This window comes from Kitasatospora sp. NPDC057595 (genome assembly GCF_042800875.1).
Taxonomy (GTDB): domain Bacteria; phylum Actinomycetota; class Actinomycetes; order Streptomycetales; family Streptomycetaceae; genus Kitasatospora.
In genome coordinates this window covers 1-17,386 of the sequence record NZ_JBHVGL010000032.1, presented here as the reverse complement: position 1 = coordinate 17,386, position 17,386 = coordinate 1, and the positions used below count along the sequence as shown (strand labels likewise).

The window sequence follows — 17,386 nt, the reverse complement described above, 5'->3', positions numbered from 1 at the left end:
TGGGGGCCATGCTGACGATCGCTCACTTCAGTGACATCCACCTGGGCCAGGAGCACCGCGGCGACGCGGGGGAGCGCGCCCGGCGGCGGGCCGAGCAGGTGGTGGCGTACCTCGACGCGCTGCCCGGCCCGCTGGACGCCGTGCTGGTCACCGGAGACCTCGCCGACCACGGGCTGGCCGCCGAGTACCGGGAGGTCGCGAAGGTGCTGACCTCCCGGTACCCGGTGCTGATCTGCCCGGGGAACCACGACGTCCGCGAGCCCTACCGGGAGGTGCTGCTCGGCGAGGCGCCGTCCGGCGGCCCGGTCAACCGGCTGCACGCGCTGCCCGGGGTGGACGTGCTGATGCTCGACTCCTCGATCCCCGGCCGGCACGACGGCCTGCTGGACGACGCCACGCTCGACTGGCTGGACGGCGAACTCGCTTCCGGGCGGACCGGGTTGCCCGCCCTGGTGGCCTTCCACCACCCGCCGGTCACCCTGCACCTGCCGTACGTGGACCCGATCCGGCAGTTCGGCGAGGAGCGGCTGGCCGAGGTACTGGGGCGCCACCCCCGGGTGCGGGCGCTGCTCTGCGGCCACGCGCACACCGCGGCGGCCACCGTCTTCGCGGGGCTGCCGGTACTGGTCGCGCCGGGCGTGGTCTCCACCGTGACGATGCCCTGCGAGGGCGGCGCGGGCATCGCCTTCGACCAGCCGCCGATGCTCGCCTTCCACCTGCTGGACGACGACGGCCGGCTCACCACCCACTACCGGGTGGTGAGCCCCGCCTGACGCGGCGCCGGGCCGCCCGGGTACGGCGGCCCGGCCGGTGGCTGGTGGGGCGGCTGCGGCTGGCGGGGGCGCTGCGGGTGCTGCTGGTACGGCGGGTACGGCTGCTGCTGGGGCCGCGGTTGCGCAGGGCGCGGCGGCGACTGCTGCGGGTACCCCGCCGGGGCGCGGCTGCCGGCCATCGGGGAGGCGGAGTTCGGCGCGCGCATCCGCTGGGCGGCGACCTGGCGGGAGATCAGGATCTCCAGCAGGCACCACATCGTTCCGAACACCCCCACCCCCATCGCCATCAGGGCCGGCGTCATCAGCCAGCTGTCGGCGTACGAGGACAGCGTCGCCACCACGATGCCCACCATGGTGAAGGACAGGCAGAGCACCGCTCGGACGACGGCCCTGCGGACCTCGTCGGGAAGACGGCGGCGACGGCGGGCGGTTGGCATCGGGCGACCCCCAGGCGCGGACGGGTGGCGGACACGAGCGCGGCGGGCGCCGAGTCTACGCCCCCCGCGCTCCACTCTGCCCCGTCGTACCCGGACTATGCGCGCGAATCCCCCGAACCGACATCAAATCGTTCGATCCGGCCCGGAAGGTGTCGAACAGTCCACCGGATCCCGGGCCACCCGCCCCGCCGGTGGAGCCGTCCGTCAGTCGAGTTGCTCGTTCAGCTCGGCCAGCGCGCCCTCGACGATGGTCCGCATCGCCCGCTCCGCGTGCTCGGCGTCCCCCGCGCAGACCGCCTCGGCGACCTCGCGGTGCAGCCGGATCGCGTACGGCTCGGGCTGATGGGGCATCAGATGGTACTCGGTCCGGCCGGTCAGCACCGCACCGACGGTCTCCCGGAGGTGGGCGAACATCTCGTTGCGCGAGGCCTGCAGCACGGTGGCGTGGAAGTCGATGTCGTGCTGGAGGAAGGTGGGCAGGTCGGCGGCGCGCGCGGTCATCGTCAACTCGACCGCCAGCGCGCCGAGGCGGCGCCGTTCGTCGTCGGTGGCGTGCCGGGCCGCGAGCGCGGCCGCGGCCGGCTCCACCGCGAGCCGCAGTGAGCCGAGCGAGCGCAGCTGGGCGGGCCGGTCGGCGCCGGCCAGCCGCCAGCGGATCACCAGCGGATCGAAGACGTCCCAGTCCGACTTGGGCTGCACGGTGATGCCGACCCGGCGGCGGGAGGCCACCAGGTGCATCCCCTCCAGGATCCGGACCGCCTCGCGGACCACCGTCCGGGAGACCCCGAACCGTTCCTCCAGCTCCTCGGCGCGCAGCACCGCGCCCTCGGGGAGCTCCCCGGACGCGATGGCCGGCCCCAGTTCGGCGAGCAGTCGGCCGGGCAGCCCCTGGATCTCCATCCCGCCAGCCTAGACCTCGGCCGTTCGCCCGAGGCCGCCGCCCCCGGCCGTCGAACCGGCGGGATTAAAAGTATGACGATTTGGTTTCTGCTACTTGAATACGTCATATCTTTGAGGCGATAGTGGCGGCCAGGCAACGAAGGAGCACCACCCACATGGCTCTCAGCGTCGAGAACCACGACACCCCCAGTGCGCCCCTCACCATCGTGGTGATGGGCGTCTCCGGTGTCGGCAAGACCACCCTGGCCCGCCTGCTGGCCGACCGCCTCGGGCTCCCCTTCGCCGAGGCGGACGACTTCCACCCGCCCGCCAACATCGCCAAGATGTCGGCCGGCATCCCGCTGGACGACCAGGACCGCGACCCCTGGCTGCGCGCCATCGGCGCCTGGCTGAAGGAGCGCACCGAGGCCGGCACCGGCGGCGTGGTCACCTGCTCGGCGCTCAAGCACGGCTACCGCGACCTGCTGCGCGCGGCCTGCCCGGACGCCTGGTTCCTGCACCTGAGCGGCCGGACCGAGCTGGTCGAGGACCGGCTCTCCCACCGCACCGGCCACTTCATGCCGCCGGCGCTGCTCGGCTCCCAGTACGCCGCCCTGGAACCCCTCGGCCCGGACGAGCGCGGCGCCGTCCTGGACGTCGGGCCGACCCCCGAAGAACTCGTCGAGAAGGCCGTAGCCCTGCTGCGGCCCGTCAATGGAGACCTCGCGTGACCCCGTCCCCCACCCTCGCGGTGCTCGCGGCCGCCCCACCGGCCCTCCCGCACACCAGCAGCGACAGTCAGCTGCTGATCGCGGTCCTGCTCAGCATCGGCGCCATCGTGCTGCTGATCACCAAGCTGAAGCTGCACCCGTTCCTGGCCCTGACCCTCGGCTCGGGCCTGCTGGCCGCCGTCGCGGGCGCGCCGTTCGACAAGCTGCTCACCAGCTTCTCCACCGGCTTCGGCTCCACCGTCGCCGGCGTCGGTCTGCTGATCGGCCTGGGCGCGATGCTCGGCAAGCTGCTCGCCGACTCCGGCGGCGCGAACATCATCGCCGACACCGTGCTGTCCCGCTCCGGACCCAAGGCGCTGCCCTGGGCGATGGCGCTGATCGCCGCCGTGCTCGGCCTGCCGCTGTTCTTCGAGGTCGGCGTGGTGCTGCTGATCCCGATCGTGCTGCTGGTGGCCCGCCGTGGCAACGTCCCGCTGATGCGGATCGGCATCCCGGCGCTGGCCGGCCTGTCCGTGCTGCACGGCCTGGTGCCCCCGCACCCCGGTCCGCTGGTCGCCGTCGACGCGCTCAAGGCCGATCTGGGCATCACCCTGGCGCTCGGCCTGCTGATCGCCGTCCCGACGCTGATCATCGCCGGTCCGCTGTTCGCCCGCGTCGCCGAGCGCTGGGTCGGCCCGCTGGAGATCCCGCAGCCCGCCACCCCGGTGGAGACGACCGAGCGCGAGCACACCCCGTCCTTCGGCGCCGTGCTGGCGACCATCCTGCTGCCGGTCGTGCTGATGCTCGGCAAGGCGCTGGCGGACGTCGTGATCGACGACCCCAAGGCGCTTCCGCAGCGGGTCCTCGACTTCGTCGGCTCCCCGCTGATCGCCCTGCTCGCGGCGACCCTTCTCGGCATGGTGACCCTGGGCAAGGCCGCCGGCTTCGACAGGGCCCGGATCTCCGACACCGTCGGCAAGTCGCTCGGCCCGATCGCCGGCATCGTCTTCATCGTCGGCGCCGGCGGCGGCTTCAAGCAGACCCTGATCGACGTGGGCGTCGGCAACGCGGTCAGCGAGTGGTCGTCCAAGTGGCACATCTCGGCGCTGCTGCTCGGCTGGCTGATCGCGGTGCTGATCCGCCTCGCCACCGGCTCGGCGACGGTCGCCACCATCACCGCGGCCGGCATCGTGGCCCCGCTGGCGGCGGACATGTCCTCCACCCACGCGGCCCTGCTGGTGCTGGCCATCGGCGCCGGCTCGCTGTTCCTGTCGCACGTCAACGACGCCGGCTTCTGGCTGGTGAAGGAGTACTTCGGCATGAGCGTCGGCCAGACGCTGAAGTCCTGGTCGGCGATGGAGACGGTGATCTCGGTGGTCGCGATCGCCCTGATCATGCCGCTCAGCCTGGTCATCTAGCGGGTCGTCCCGCAGCACGCCGAACGGGCGGGCGCTCCCTCGTGGAGCGCCCGCCCGTTCGTCCGTCCACGCCGACGGGCGGGCACCCCCAGCCCTGGGGTGCCCGCCCGTCGAGTCCGGAACGTGCCCGTGCCTACTTGGCTCCGCGCTTCGCGAGGAAGGCCTCGACCTCGGCGCGGACCTCCGGGGTGTCCAGGCCGCGGACGGTCATCGTGGTGCGGCGGCGCAGCACGTCGTCCGCCGTGTACGCCCACTCGTGGTCGGCCGCGTAGGCGACCTGCGCCCAGACGTCCGGGCCGTCCTCGTGGATCGGCCGGCCGAGCTCCGGGTTCTCGTCGATCATCCGGGCGATGTCGAAGGACAGCGTGCCGTAGTGGCCGGCCAGGTGCTTGGCGACCAGCGGCTCCATCCGCGAGCCCGGCTCACGGTCGATCAGCAGGCGGTGCGCCACGGCGTTCGGCGCGCCGACGCCCGGCAGCGGCACGGTCGGGGCGATCGGGGAGATGTCCTCGCCGAGCGAGGTGCCGGGCACGTGGGCCAGCTTCTCCAGCACGGTGCGGCCGATGTGGCGGTAGGTGGTCCACTTGCCGCCGGCGACCGACAGCATGCCGCCCTTGCCCTCGGTGACGACCGTCTCGCGCTTGGCGGCGGCGGTGTCGCCCGGGCCGCCGGGCAGCACCCGCAGACCGGCGAAGGTGTAGGTGATCAGGTCGCGGTCGAGGTGCTCGTCGCGGATCGCGTGTCCGGCCTCGCCGAGGATCTGGTCGACGTCCGCCTCGGTGGCCCGGACGTCCTTCGGGTCGCCGGTGTACTCCTCGTCGGTGGTGCCGAGCAGGACGTGGTCCTCCCACGGGATGGCGAAGGAGACGCGGTACTTGTCGATCGGGATGGTCAGCGCGGCGCGCCACGGGGAGCGGCGCTTGACCACCACGTGGGCGCCCTTGGACAGCCGGATCGACGGCGCGGCGCCGGCGTCCTCCATCCGGCGCAGGTGGTCGACCCAGGGGCCGGTGGCGTTGAGCACCAGACGGGCGTCGACGCCGAACTCGGTGCCGTCCATGCGGTCCTTGAGCTCGGCCCCGGTGACCCGGCCGCCGGTGAAGCGCAGGCCGGTGACCTCGGCGTGGTTGAGCACGACCGCGCCTGCCTCGACGGCGGCGCGCACGGTCATCACCGCGACGCGCGAGTCGTTCATCTGGTGGTCGCCGTAGACGGCCACCGAGCGCAGGCCCTCGGTGCGCAGCGCGGGCACCTGCTGGGCGGCGTGCGCGGCGGTGGAGACCCGGCCCATGCCGTCGCGGAAGGCGGAGAGCGCCGAGTACAGGAACACGCCGGCGCCGAGCTTGGGCGCGCTGTGCGGGCCGCCCTTGTAGACCGGCACGAAGAAGGTCAGCGGGTTGACCAGGTGCGGGGCGACGTCGGTGGAGAGCGCGCGGCGCTCCTTGTGGTTCTCGGCGACCAGCTTGACCGCGCCGGTCTGCAGGTAGCGCAGACCGCCGTGGACCAGCTTCGAGGAGGCGCTGGAGGTGGCGCCGGCGAAGTCGCCGGCGTCGACCATGGCGACCTTCAGGCCGGCCTGGGACGCGGTCCAGGCGACGGCGGTGCCGAGGATGCCGCCCCCGATCACCAGCAGGTCGTAGGTGGCCTTGCCGAGCAGTTCGCGGGTCTCGGCGCGGGAGGCGGTGCGGCCGGCGGTCAGCTCGGCGCCCAGGGTCGGAATGGTTGCCATGGTGTGTGTACGGCGCGCGGGTCGGGCGGCGCCGTTACTCCTCTCGGTGTGCGTACGGCCCCTGCGGAGAGGCCGGTCGGCCCGGTGCGGCGGGCCGGTGTGAAACGGGAGCGGGCCGGCCGGGGCAGGCGCCCCGACCGGCGTCGCGATCAGTCGGTCTCTTCCTCCTCCACCCAGCCCATGGTGCGCTCGACGGCCTTGAGCCACTTCTTGTACTCGCGCTCCCGGGTGGCCCCGTCCATCCGCGGGGTCCACTCGGCGGCGCGGTGCCAGTTGGCCCGCAGGGTGTCGAGGTCGCTCCAGAAGCCGACCGCCAGGCCGGCCGCGTAGGCGGCGCCCAGCGCGGTGGTCTCGGCCACGTACGGGCGCTCGACCGGGACGTCCAGGACGTCGGCGATGTTCTGCATGAGCAGGTTGTTGCTGGTCATGCCGCCGTCGACCTTGAGGGCGGTGAGCTCGACCCCGGAGTCCTTCTGCATGGCGTCGACGACCTCGCGGGTCTGCCAGGCGGTGGCCTCCAGGACGGCCCGGGCCAGGTGGCCCTTGGTGACGTACCGGGTCAGTCCGGCGATCACGCCGCGGGCGTCGGAGCGCCAGTACGGGGCGAACAGGCCGGAGAAGGCCGGGACGAAGTAGGCGCCGCCGTTGTCCTCGACCGTGTTGGCCAGGGTCTCGATCTCGGCGGCGGTGGAGATGATGCCGAGCTGGTCGCGCAGCCACTGGACGAGCGAGCCGGTGACGGCGATCGAGCCCTCCAGCGCGTAGACCGGCTTCTGGTCGCCGATCCGGTAGCCGACCGTGGTCAGCAGGCCGTGGTAGGAGTTGACGACCTTCTCGCCGGTGTTGAGCAGCAGGAAGGTGCCGGTGCCGTAGGTGGACTTGGCCTCGCCCTCGTCGAAGCAGGTCTGGCCGAACAGCGCGGCCTGCTGGTCGCCGAGCGCGGAGGCGACCGGCACGCCCGCCAGGTCGCCGACGGCCTCGCCGTACACCTCGGCGGAGGAGCGGATCTCCGGCAGGACGGCCATCGGCACGCCCATCGACTCGGCGATCTTCTCGTCCCACTGCAGGGTGTGCAGGTTCATCAGCATGGTGCGGCTGGCGTTGGTGACGTCCGTGACGTGCTTGCCGCCGTCGACACCGCCGGTGAGGTTCCAGATGACCCAGGTGTCCATGGTGCCGAAGAGGATGTCGCCGGCCTCGGCGCGCTCGCGCAGGCCCTCGACGTTGTCCAGCAGCCAGCGGATCTTGGGGCCGGCGAAGTAGCTGGCCAGCGGGAGGCCGGTCTCGCGGCGGAAGCGGTCCTGGCCGACGTTGCGGCCCAGCTCGCGGCAGAGCCCCTCGGTGCGGGTGTCCTGCCACACCAGCGCGTTGTGCACCGGCTCGCCGGTGTGCCGGTCCCACAGGACGGTGGTCTCGCGCTGGTTGGTGATGCCGATGGCGCGGATGTCGTCCTTGGTCAGGCCGGCCTTCTCCAGCGCGCCGCGGACGACCGACTGCACCCGGGTCCAGATCTCGGTGGCGTCGTGCTCGACGTAGCCGGGCTGGGGGAAGATCTGCCGGTGCTCCTGCTGGTCGACGGAGACGATCCGGCCGTCGGCACCGAAGATGATGCAGCGGCTGGAGGTGGTGCCCTGGTCGATCGCGGCGATGTAGTTGCCCGTGGGGGTCATGAGGGTCCTCGGCTCGGGTCTCTGGGGGTTTGCGGGGTGGGTGGGCCTGACTCCGTGGTCAGTCCCCGTGCGCGGCGGGTTCGAACCCGGCCTCAGAACATGGCGTTGTACAGGCCGCCGGCCAGCAGGCCGCCGATGATCGGGCCGACCACCGGGACCCAGGCGTAGGACCAGTCGGAGCCGCCCTTGTTCGGGATCGGCAGCAGCGAGTGCGCGATGCGCGGGCCGAGGTCGCGGGCCGGGTTGATCGCGTAGCCGGTCGGGCCGCCCAGCGAGAGGCCGATGCCGACCACGGTGAAGGCGACCATCAGCGTGCCCGTGCCGGACTGCGAGAGCCCGTTGTTGGTGCCGATGGTGAGGATCGCGAAGCAGAGCACGAAGGTGCCGATGACCTCGGTGAGGACGTTCTGGAACGGGTTCCGGACCTCGGGCCCGGTCGAGAAGATGCCGAGGGTCGGCTCCTGGTTGGCCTGGAACTGGCCGAGGTAGGTGGCCCAGACGAGCACGGCGCCGATGATCGCGCCGAGCAGCTGGGAGCCGAGGTAGAGCGGCACCTGGCTCCACTCGCCGCTCTTCACGGCGAGCGCGACGGTGACGGCCGGGTTGAGGTGGGCGCCGGACTTCGGAGCCGACATGTAGGCGGCGATCAGGACCGCGAAGCCCCAGCCGAAGGTGATCGCCAGCCAGCCGGCGTTGAGGGCCTTCGACTTCTTGAGCGTCACGGCGGCGCAGACGCCGCCGCCGAGGAGTATCAGCGCGGCGGTGCCGAGGGTTTCGCCGACAAAAACGTCGCCGTTGGAGAACGCGGACACAAAGACTCCCTTGTCCATATGGCCCGGAGATGAGGGTGGGGGCAGGGGCCGGGCGGACCGTCGGGCGGGTGAGCGCCCCGTGGGTGCGATTCGCGCGGCCATCGTTCGACAATGTCGACCGCCATGCGGAAGCTTCCTCCCCGGGTCGCCCTCTCGTCAAGGCCGGGTTACGCAGCTGTGACCCTTGGCTCGTCGCGCTACCCCGCGTTACCGGATGGACCAATGGAATTCCGGACAAAACGGTAAGGCGCGGACGGGCATTTCGCCCGTCCGCGCCTCTGCGTGAACGTTTCTCCGGGGTTCCGGCAGGCTCCGCGGGCCGCCGCTCAGAACCGCCCGGCGCCCAGGTCCCGGGAGATCGCGCGGGCCGCGCTGCGCACCGACGCGACCAGCGAGGGCTTGACGAAGCCGTCCTCGCAGACCCGCTCGACCGCGCCGCTGATGCAGACCGCGCCCACCGGGTTGCGCCGCCGGTCCTGGATCAGCGCGCCGATCGAGGCCACGCCCTCCCAGGTCTCCTCCACCGAGTCCGCCCATCCGCGCTCGCGGATCAGCGCCGCCTCGGCGTCCACGTCCGCCGACTCGGTCAGCGTCCGCGCGGTGTACGACTCGAACGGGCCGTCGCCCAGCTCGCCGCGTGCCACCGGGTCGTAGGCCAGCAGCACCTTGCCCAGCGCGGTGGAGTGCAGCGGCTGCATCGAGCCGACCTCCAGCACCTGCCGGGTGTCGTCCGGCCGGAACACGTGGTGCACGATCAGCACCCCGCGCTGGTGCAGCACCCCGAGGTAGACGGTCTCGCCGGCCGCCCGGGCCAGGTCGTCGGCCCACACCAGGGCCCGCGCCCGCAGCTCGTGCACGTCCAGGTAGCTCTGCCCGAGCCGCAGCAGCTCGGCGCCCAGCTGGTACTTGCCGCTCTCCGGGTCCTGCTCCACGAACCCCTCCTGCTGGAGGGTGCGCAGGATGCCGTGCGCGGTGCCCTTGGCCAGGTCCAGCGCCGTCGCGACCTCCGACAGGCCCAGGCGGCGCTCGCCGCCGGCCAGCAGGCGCATGATCGCGGCGGCCCGGGAGAGCGACTGGATCGGGCCGGGCATGGGAACCTCCGCGCTGACAGGCGGTCGACATTGTCGACCGCAGTGGTGACGGCACGAGTCTGCCAGGCCGTCCCCGGTCCGTGCACCTTCCCCCTCGGTAACCCCGCCCCGGGCGGCCCGTGCGCCCGGTGGCGGGGGATCAGTGCGGCCGTCCGCCGGCCCGGGCCGGCGCGGCCCGCGTCGCCACCCCCGCGGCCACCGCCGTCGCCACCTCCGCCGCCACCGCCCGGATCCCCGGCGGCCCGACCCGGCAGCAGCCGCCCACCAGCCGGGCCCCGGCCGCCAGCCACCCGGCCACCCGGTCCGCCGAGAAGGTCGGCGCGCCGCACCACGCCCCGGCCGCCGCGTCCCAGCCCTCGCCGCTGTTCGGATAGACCACCACCGGCTTGCCGGACACCCGCGCCGCCAGGCCCACCGCCCGGTCCGCGTCCTCGGGCGTGCAGCAGTTCACCCCCACCGCCACCACCTCGTCCACCTCCGCCGCCAGCGCGAACGCCTCCGCCAGCGGCTGCCCGGCCCGGGTCAGCCCGCCCGCCGCGCCGAACGACAGCCAGGCCGGCACCCCCAGTCCGCGCACCGCCCGCAGCAGCACCCGCGCCTCCTCGACGTCCGGCACCGTCTCCAGCGCCAGCACGTCCGGGCCGGCCGCCGCCAGCACCTCCAGCCGCGGCCGGTGGAAGGCCTCCAGCTCGGCCGCCGTCAGCCCGTACCGGCCCCGGTACTCCGACCCGTCCGCCAGCACCGCCCCGTACGGCCCGACCGACGCCGCCACCCACCGGCGCGGCCCCGGCAGCCCGCGCGCCGCCTCCCGTGCCAGCTCCACGCTGCGCGCCAGCAGCCGGGCCGCCCCGGCACGGCCGATCCCGCGCCGGGCGAAGCCCGCGAAGCTCGCCTGGTAGCTCGCGGTGATCGCGACCCGCGCGCCCGCCGCGAAGTACGCCCGGTGCGCCGCCCGGACCGCCTCCGGCGCGTCCGCCAGCAGCCGCGCCGACCACAGCGCGTCCGCCAGGTCGTACCCGCCCGCCGCCAGCTGCTCGGAGAGCCCGCCGTCCAGGACCAGCGGCCCGGCCGCCAGCGCGGCGGCGAAGCCCGGTGCGGCGGGTGTGCCGGGTGTGCCGGGGGCGCTCGGTGCGTCCGGTGCGTCCATCGCGGCCTCCTCCGGCGAACGTCCTGCTCACAGCCTAGGAGCCGGTGCGCGGGGGAGTGCGGGGGAGTCGGCCGGAAAATGATTTGCCGCGGAGTCAACGGGTCGCTACGTTGTGCTCAGTCCGAGAAGGACGCCCGACCGGCCGTACCGGCGAGAGGAGCGCGCACATGGACACCACCGAGCAGGAGTGGCTCGCCGCCTACGACCCGCGCGCCTACGCCCCGGTCGCCGTCACGGTCGACGTGGTCGCCCTCACCCTGCGCCACGGCCGCCTGCACGTCCTGCTCGTCGAGCGCGCCCTCCCGCCCTACCAGGGCCGCTGGGCGCTGCCCGGTGGCTTCCTGCGGGCCGGCGAGGAGAGCCTCGACGAGGCCGCCGCCCGCGAGTTCGCCGAGGAGACCGGCCTGCACGGCACCGTCGGCGCCGAGGCCGCCCTCAGCCGCATCCACCTCGAACAGCTCGGCAGCTACGGCACCCCCGAGCGTGACCCGCGGATGCACGTGGTCTCCGTCGCCTACCTCGCCTTCGCCCCGGACCTGCCCGACCCTCAGGCCGGCACCGACGCGGCGCACGCCGCCTGGCACCCCGTCACCGCCCTCGACCTCCGGCTCCCGGGCCGGTCCGAGACCGCCGGTGCGCCCGCCGACACCCACGGGGGTGGCGTCGGCGGGCGCACCGGCTCCGCCGAGTCCCCGGCGCCGTCCGAGCCCGCCGGACCAGCGGACCTCACCCCGATCGAGCTCGCCTTCGACCACGCCCGGATACTCGCCGACGGCCTCGACCGCGCCCGCGCCAAGATCGAGTACAGCCCGCTGGCCACCGCCTTCCTCCACCACGACTTCACCATCCCCGAGCTGCGGGCCGTCTACGAGGCCGTCTGGGACGAGAAGCTCCACCCCGGCAACTTCCACCGCAAGGTGCTCTCCGTCCCCGGCTTCGTCGAGGGCACCGGCACCACCACCGACCGCGGCGGCGCCCGCGGCGGCCCCCGCGCCCGCACCTACCACGCCGGCGACGCCCGCCTGCTCCACCCCGCCCTGCTCCGCCCCACCCGCAGCGACCCCGACGGCGGTCCCCGCGGCGATGGCTGACGGGGATCCCCGGCCGCGGTCGCCGACCGCCGCCCCTGCGCCGCCCACCCGCACTACCATCCGGCCATGACGACTTACGAGGCCGGCACGGTGCGCCACCAAGCCAACTCCCACTGCCACTTCTGCGGCACCCCCTACCCGCCCGGCACCTCCGCCTGGCCCCGGACGTGCCCCCGCTGCACCGAGATCAGCTACCGCAACCCGCTGCCCGTCGTCGTCACTCTCCTCCCGGTCACTGCCGCCGACGCCGCCCCGAGCCTGGTGGTGATCCGCCGCACCATCGAACCCGGCTACGGCGAACTCGCCCTCCCCGGCGGCTACATCGACTACGGCGAGAGCTGGCAGCAGGCCTGCGTGCGCGAACTGCGCGAGGAGACCGGCATCCTCGCCGAGGCCGCGGAGGTCACCCTGGTCGCCACCGACTCCGACACCCACGGCGGCTTCCTCTGCCTCTTCGGCCTGCTCCCCGCCCGCCCGCTCACCCTCCTCCCGCCCTCCGTCCCCACCGACGAGACCGACGGCTGGCAGCTCGCCACCCCCGAGACCCCGCTCGCCTTCCCCTTCCACACCCGTGTCTCCCGCTCCTGGTTCAACGGCGATTTCGCCCGCCTCTGACCAGGCAACCCGGTCGCCGCCCGACCACCGGGAAGACCCTGGCGCACCGGCCGATCACATGGCAGGGTCTGCACCAACAGCCCCCAACCGGACGCGGGCCCTGCCACAAGCATCCCCGTCCGCCCTCATCACCGGCCGGGAGACCACCACCGTGAGCACCCCACCCCAGGACCAGCCGCTCTGGCGCCCCAGCCCCGCTCGTGCCGCCGGCACCGGGATCGTGGCCTTCCAGGCCTGGGCCGCCGAGCACCACGGCGCCCCGGCCGCGCCGCTCGCGCCCGCCGACGACGACGAGCAGGCCGCCGCCCGCTACGCCGCCCTGCACGCCTGGTCGGTCGAGGACCTCGACCGCTTCTGGACCGCCGTCACCCAGTGGTACGACGTCCGCTTCACCGAGGCACCCGACGCCGTCCTCGCCGACCCCGCGATGCCCGGCGCCCGCTGGTTCCCCGGCGCCCGCCTCAACTACGCCGAACACGCCCTGCGCGCCGGCGAGGACGCCGCGAAGGCCGACCGCCCCGCGATCCTCCACCTCGACGAGACCACCGACGAGCCCGTCGTCCTCACCTGGGCCGAGCTCCGCCGCCAGGTCGGCTCCCTCGCCGCCGCCCTCCGGGCACGCGGCGTGCGCCCCGGCGACCGGGTCGGCGCCTACCTGCCCAACATCCCGCAGGCCGCCGTCGCCCTCCTCGCCACCGCCGCCGTCGGCGCCGTCTGGACCAGCTGCGCCCCCGACTTCGGAGCCCGCAGCGTCCTCGACCGCCTCCAGCAGATCGAGCCCGTCGTCCTCTTCGCCGTCGACGGCTACCACTACGGCGGAAAGGACCACGACCGTACCGGAGTGGTCGCCGAACTCCGCCGCGAACTCCCCTCGCTGCGCACCGTCGTGCACGTCCCCCTGCTCGGCGGCCCCGCCCCCGAGGGAGCGCTGACCTGGGACGACCTGATCGCCGACCAGACCGAGCCGGTGTTCGAGCCGGTCCCCTTCGACCACCCGCTCTGGGTCCTCTACTCCTCCGGCACCACCGGCCTGCCCAAGGCCATCGTGCAGAGCCAGGGCGGCATCCTCGTCGAGCACCTCAAGCAGGCCGGCCTCCACCTCGACCTCGGCCCCGACGACCGCTTCCTCTGGTACACCTCCACCGGCTGGATGATGTGGAACTTCCTCATCGCCGGCCTCCTCGTCGGATCCACGATCGTCACCTACGACGGCAGCCCCGGCCACCCCGACACCGGCGCCCTCTGGTCCGTCGCCGCCCGCACCGGCGCCACCGTCCTCGGCACCTCCGCCGCCTACGTCATCGCCAGCCGCAAGGCCGACCTGCACCCCGGCCGCGACCTCGACCTCTCCGCCGTCCGCTGCATCGGCACCACCGGCTCCCCGCTCCCGCCCGACGGCTTCCGCTGGATCTACGACGAGGTGAAGGAGGACGTCTGGCTCGCCTCCGTCAGCGGCGGTACCGACGTGTGCTCCTGCTTCGTCGGCGGCGTCCCCACCCTCCCCGTCCACCTCGGCGAGATCCAGGCCCCCTGCCTCGGTGCCGCCGTGGAGTCCTGGGACGTCAACGGCCGGCCGCTCACCGACGAGGTCGGCGAACTCGTCGTCACCAAGCCCATCCCGTCGATGCCCACCGGCTTCTGGAACGACCCCGAGGGAACGCGGTACCACGACAGCTACTTCGACATGTACCCCGGCGTCTGGCGCCACGGCGACTGGATCACCGTCACCTCCCGCGGCACCGTCGTCATCCACGGCCGCTCCGACTCCACCCTCAACCGCCAGGGCGTCCGGATGGGCTCCTCGGACATCTACGAGGTCGTCGAACGCCTCCCCGAGATCGCCGAGTCCCTCGTCATCGGCCTCGAAGAGCCCGACGGCGGCTACTGGATGCCGCTGTTCGTCGTCCTCACCCCCGGCGCCGAACTCGACGACGACCTCATCGGCCGCATCCGCACCTCGCTGCGCACCGAACTCTCCCCGCGCCACGTACCGGACGAGGTCATCGCCGTCCGCGGCCTTCCGCACACCCTGACCGGCAAGCGCATCGAGGTCCCGGTGAAGCGCCTGCTCTCCGGCACCCCGCTCGACCAGGCCGTCAACCCCGGTTCCGTCGACAACCTCGACCACCTGCGCTGGTTCGAGCAGCTGCGCCGCGACCGCGCCGGCGCCGAGTAGCCGCCGCCACACCGCACGGACAGACCGGAGGGGCCCTTCCACAGCCACAGTGGAAGGGCCCCTCGGGACGTTCTCCGTCTTCTCCGTCTTCCCCGACAGAGGGTGTCAGTCGGTCACTCGCCGGACAGCACCTGCTGCGCCGCGGCCCGCGCCTCCTCGGCGCTGTCCGCCGCCCGCGCCGCCTCGGCGGCCCGGCGGCACTGCGCCAGCGTGTACTTGGCCAGCGCGGTCCGCACATAGGGGATCGACGCCGCGCCCATCGACAGGCTGGTGACACCGAGACCGGTCAGCACCACGGCCAGCAGCGGGTCCGAAGCGGCCTCGCCGCAGACGCCGCAGCTCTTGCCCTCGGCCTGCGCGGCCTCGGCGGCGGCCGCGATCAGGTCGAGCAGCGCCGGCTGCCACGGGTCCTGCAGCCGGGCCAGCGCACCGACCTGCCGGTCGGCGGCGAAGGTGTACTGGGCGAGGTCGTTGGTGCCCAGCGACAGGAACTCGACCTCCCGGAGGATCGAGCGCGCCCGCAGCGCGGCCGACGGGATCTCCACCATCGCGCCGAACTTGGCGCTCAGCCCCGCCTCGCGACACGCCGCGGCGAACTCCTTGGCGTCCTTGCGGTCGGCCACCATCGGGGCCATCACCTCAAGGTGCACCGGCAGGCCCTCGGCGGCCTTCGCCAGCGCCCGCAGCTGGGTGCGCAGCACCTCCGGGTGCTCCAGCAGGGTGCGCAGACCGCGCACGCCCAGCGCCGGGTTGGGCTCGTCGGCCGGGGTCAGGAAGTCCAGCGGCTTGTCCGCGCCCGCGTCGAGCACCCGGACGACGACCCGGTTCTCCGGGAAGGCCTCCAGCACCTTGCGGTACGCCTCGACCTGCTTCTCCTCGCTCGGCGCCTTCGCCGAGTCGTCGAGGAAGAGGAACTCGGTGCGGAACAGCCCGACACCCTCGGCGCCCGCCTCCAGGGCGGCCGGCAGATCGGCCGGACCTCCGATGTTGGCCAGCAGCGGCACCTCGTGCCCGTCGGAGGTCGCACCCGGGCCGGAGGAGGCGGCGAGCGCGGCCTTGCGCTCGGCGGCAATCCGGCGCAGCTCCTCCTTCTTCTCCTCGCTCGGCTCGACCAGCACGTCACCGGAGCTGCCGTCCACGGCGACGACCGTGCCCTCGGCGACATCGGTCGCCCCCGGCAGCGCGACCACGGCCGGCACGCCCATGGCCCGCGCCAGGATGGCGCTGTGGCTGGTCGGCCCGCCCTCCTCGGTCACGAAGCCGAGCACCAGCGTCGGGTCCAGCAGCGCGGTGTCGGCCGGCGCGAGGTCCCGGGCGAACAGCACGTACGGCTCGTCGCTGTCCGGTACACCCGGCATCGGCACACCCAGCAGCCGGGCGACGATGCGGTTGCGCACATCGTCGAGGTCGGCCACCCGGCCCGCCAGGTACTCCCCGGCGGAGGCGAGCAGCGCCCGGTAGGCGGCGAACGCGTCGTAGACGCCGCGCTCGGCGCTGCTGCCGACCGCGATCCGGCGGGAGACGTCGGCCATCAGCTCCGGGTCCTGCGCCATCAGCGCCTGGGCCTCCAGCACGGCCTGGGCCTCGCCACCGGCCAGGTTGCCGCGGGCGATCAGGTCCGCGGCCACCGCCTCGACGGCCGCCTGGGCACGGGCCTGCTCACGCGGAGCGTCCTCGGTCGGGATCTGGGTGGCCGGGGGCTCCAGCACCGCCGTCCCCATGTGCCGCACCTGGCCGATCGCGACCCCGTGGCTGACACCCACGCCGCGCAGCGTCTTCTGCATGCCTGCTCTCCGTAGAAGAAGCGGCCCCGCCGGGTACCGCTGTGTGCCGGGCCGCCCCGACCGGAGCGGTGGGGCGGATGTGTCGGGTAAAGAAGAGGGGAGGGGTCAGCTCCAGCTGAACAGGGCCTCGCCGACGGCGACCTCCCCGCTCTCCAGAACCTCGCCCAGCGCGTCGGCCGAGGCCTCCAGGGCGACGATCGGGGAGATCGGCGACTTGCCGGCGGCCTCGACGGCGGCCGGGTCCCACTTGATGACGGCCTGGCCGCGGGTGACGGTGTCGCCCTTGCTGACGAGCAGTTCGAAGCCCTCACCGTTCAGCTGAACGGTGTCGATGCCGAGGTGGGTCAGGACGCCGTGCCCGTCCGCGTCGACGACGACGAACGCGTGCGGGTGCATGGACACGACCACGCCGTCGACCGGGGCAACGGCCTCGGTCTGCTCACGCACGGGGTCGATCGCGGTGCCCGGGCCGACCATCGCACCCGAGAAGACGGGGTCCGGCACGCCGGCGAGCCCGACGACCTTGCCGGTCAGCGGCGACGTCACAGTGGTCATGGTTGAGCCTCCCAAGTGCGCAGTACAGACGAGCGGCCGCGAACGCGGCTGGGCGATCGACTGAAGCCTAAATCATGTCAACTTCGGACATCCGTTGACATTCCCGGGCGTTCGGCAGTGCCGCCGCCCTCCCCGGCCGGCCATCTCGCCGACCGCTACTGGTCTAGTCCTCTTGGCCGATGCGCCGCACTCTACAGGCATCTTGGCGAATCGGGACCATTGCTGTATATGCTCGCGAGAGCAACAAATCACGCGTCCGGGCGGGTGACGCCCGGCGTGGCTCGATTCGCGCTCCGGCCGGGGACCCGCTATGGTTGGTCGAGTCGCCGCGAGTCGGCGGTTAACACCAGATTTCGGATGCGAAAAGCACCGGTTAATAACCGGGAAACGGATCTGGTAAGCTCGAAACACGAAAGAACGAAGCGCCCGGAGGGCCGGTGTGAAAGCCGCCTGAAGGAAGCGTCCGTTCCTTGAGAACTCAACAGCGTGCCAAAAGTCA

The 17,386-nt window shown here is 73.3% G+C and carries 15 protein-coding genes; 6 read left to right on the top strand and 9 right to left on the bottom strand.

Going from position 1 to position 17,386, the window contains the following annotated elements:
• Window positions 1-8: 8 nt before the first annotated feature.
• Entirely contained in the window at window positions 9-773 is a 765-nt protein-coding gene (locus tag ACFU9E_RS32685; RefSeq protein WP_380683453.1) for a metallophosphoesterase, read from the top strand.
• Here ACFU9E_RS32685 and ACFU9E_RS32680 read toward each other — a convergent pair.
• The gene (locus tag ACFU9E_RS32680; protein WP_380683452.1) at window positions 749-1,210 is read right to left on the bottom strand and encodes a hypothetical protein; all 462 of its coding nucleotides are present in this window, start codon (window positions 1,208-1,210) and stop codon (window positions 749-751) included. The genes ACFU9E_RS32685 and ACFU9E_RS32680 overlap by 25 nt on opposite strands.
• A gap of 204 nt (window positions 1,211-1,414) precedes the next feature.
• Entirely contained in the window at window positions 1,415-2,110 is a 696-nt protein-coding gene (locus ACFU9E_RS32675) for a FadR/GntR family transcriptional regulator (RefSeq protein ID WP_380683451.1), read from the bottom strand.
• 155 nt (window positions 2,111-2,265) lie between these two features.
• Here ACFU9E_RS32675 and ACFU9E_RS32670 point away from each other — a divergent pair, with 155 nt between their 5' ends.
• Window positions 2,266-2,820 (top strand): gluconokinase, encoded by a 555-nt coding sequence (locus ACFU9E_RS32670; RefSeq protein WP_380683450.1) that lies wholly within the window; start codon window positions 2,266-2,268, stop codon window positions 2,818-2,820.
• Window positions 2,817-4,217 carry a GntP family permease gene (locus tag ACFU9E_RS32665; RefSeq protein ID WP_380683449.1) on the top strand — a complete coding sequence of 467 codons (1,401 nt, stop codon included), beginning with the start codon at window positions 2,817-2,819 and terminating at the stop codon, window positions 4,215-4,217. The genes ACFU9E_RS32670 and ACFU9E_RS32665 overlap by 4 nt, the downstream gene beginning before the upstream one ends.
• Window positions 4,218-4,350: 133 nt before the next feature.
• Here the strand turns inward: ACFU9E_RS32665 and ACFU9E_RS32660 are convergent, their stop codons facing one another.
• The 5 genes from ACFU9E_RS32660 to mmuM form a co-directional block, all read right to left on the bottom strand.
• Window positions 4,351-5,946 carry a glycerol-3-phosphate dehydrogenase/oxidase gene (locus ACFU9E_RS32660; protein ID WP_355369745.1) on the bottom strand — a complete coding sequence of 532 codons (1,596 nt, stop codon included), beginning with the start codon at window positions 5,944-5,946 and terminating at the stop codon, window positions 4,351-4,353.
• Between the two features lie 149 nt (window positions 5,947-6,095).
• A complete protein-coding gene (gene glpK / locus ACFU9E_RS32655) occupies window positions 6,096-7,616 on the bottom strand; it encodes a glycerol kinase GlpK (RefSeq protein WP_380689008.1) in 1,521 nt (506 codons plus the stop codon).
• 92 nt (window positions 7,617-7,708) lie between these two features.
• Entirely contained in the window at window positions 7,709-8,446 is a 738-nt protein-coding gene (locus ACFU9E_RS32650; RefSeq protein ID WP_380689006.1) for an MIP/aquaporin family protein, read from the bottom strand.
• Between the two features lie 308 nt (window positions 8,447-8,754).
• Entirely contained in the window at window positions 8,755-9,519 is a 765-nt protein-coding gene (locus ACFU9E_RS32645) for an IclR family transcriptional regulator (RefSeq protein ID WP_380690414.1), read from the bottom strand.
• Window positions 9,520-9,658: 139 nt separating this feature from the next.
• Window positions 9,659-10,666 carry a homocysteine S-methyltransferase gene (gene mmuM, locus ACFU9E_RS32640; RefSeq protein ID WP_380686871.1) on the bottom strand — a complete coding sequence of 336 codons (1,008 nt, stop codon included), beginning with the start codon at window positions 10,664-10,666 and terminating at the stop codon, window positions 9,659-9,661.
• A gap of 167 nt (window positions 10,667-10,833) precedes the next feature.
• Here mmuM and ACFU9E_RS32635 point away from each other — a divergent pair, with 167 nt between their 5' ends.
• The 3 genes from ACFU9E_RS32635 to ACFU9E_RS32625 all read left to right on the top strand — a co-directional run bounded on the left by ACFU9E_RS32635 (window position 10,834) and on the right by ACFU9E_RS32625 (window position 14,548).
• Window positions 10,834-11,757, top strand: a complete 924-nt coding sequence (locus ACFU9E_RS32635; protein ID WP_380686869.1) for an NUDIX domain-containing protein — start codon at window positions 10,834-10,836, stop codon at window positions 11,755-11,757.
• A 66-nt stretch (window positions 11,758-11,823) separates the two neighbouring features.
• On the top strand, window positions 11,824-12,372 hold the full coding sequence (locus ACFU9E_RS32630; protein WP_380686867.1) for an NUDIX domain-containing protein: 549 nt from the start codon (window positions 11,824-11,826) through the stop codon (window positions 12,370-12,372).
• Between the two features lie 58 nt (window positions 12,373-12,430).
• Complete coding sequence (locus ACFU9E_RS32625; RefSeq protein ID WP_380686865.1) at window positions 12,431-14,548, top strand: acetoacetate--CoA ligase; 2,118 nt, start codon at window positions 12,431-12,433, stop codon at window positions 14,546-14,548.
• A gap of 113 nt (window positions 14,549-14,661) precedes the next feature.
• On the opposite strand, the gene ptsP is transcribed toward ACFU9E_RS32625, so the two are convergent.
• Complete coding sequence (ptsP, locus tag ACFU9E_RS32620; protein ID WP_380686863.1) at window positions 14,662-16,332, bottom strand: phosphoenolpyruvate--protein phosphotransferase; 1,671 nt, start codon at window positions 16,330-16,332, stop codon at window positions 14,662-14,664.
• 105 nt (window positions 16,333-16,437) lie between these two features.
• The gene (locus tag ACFU9E_RS32615; protein ID WP_380686861.1) at window positions 16,438-16,887 is read right to left on the bottom strand and encodes a PTS glucose transporter subunit IIA; all 450 of its coding nucleotides are present in this window, start codon (window positions 16,885-16,887) and stop codon (window positions 16,438-16,440) included.
• Between the last annotated feature and the right edge of the window lie 499 nt (window positions 16,888-17,386).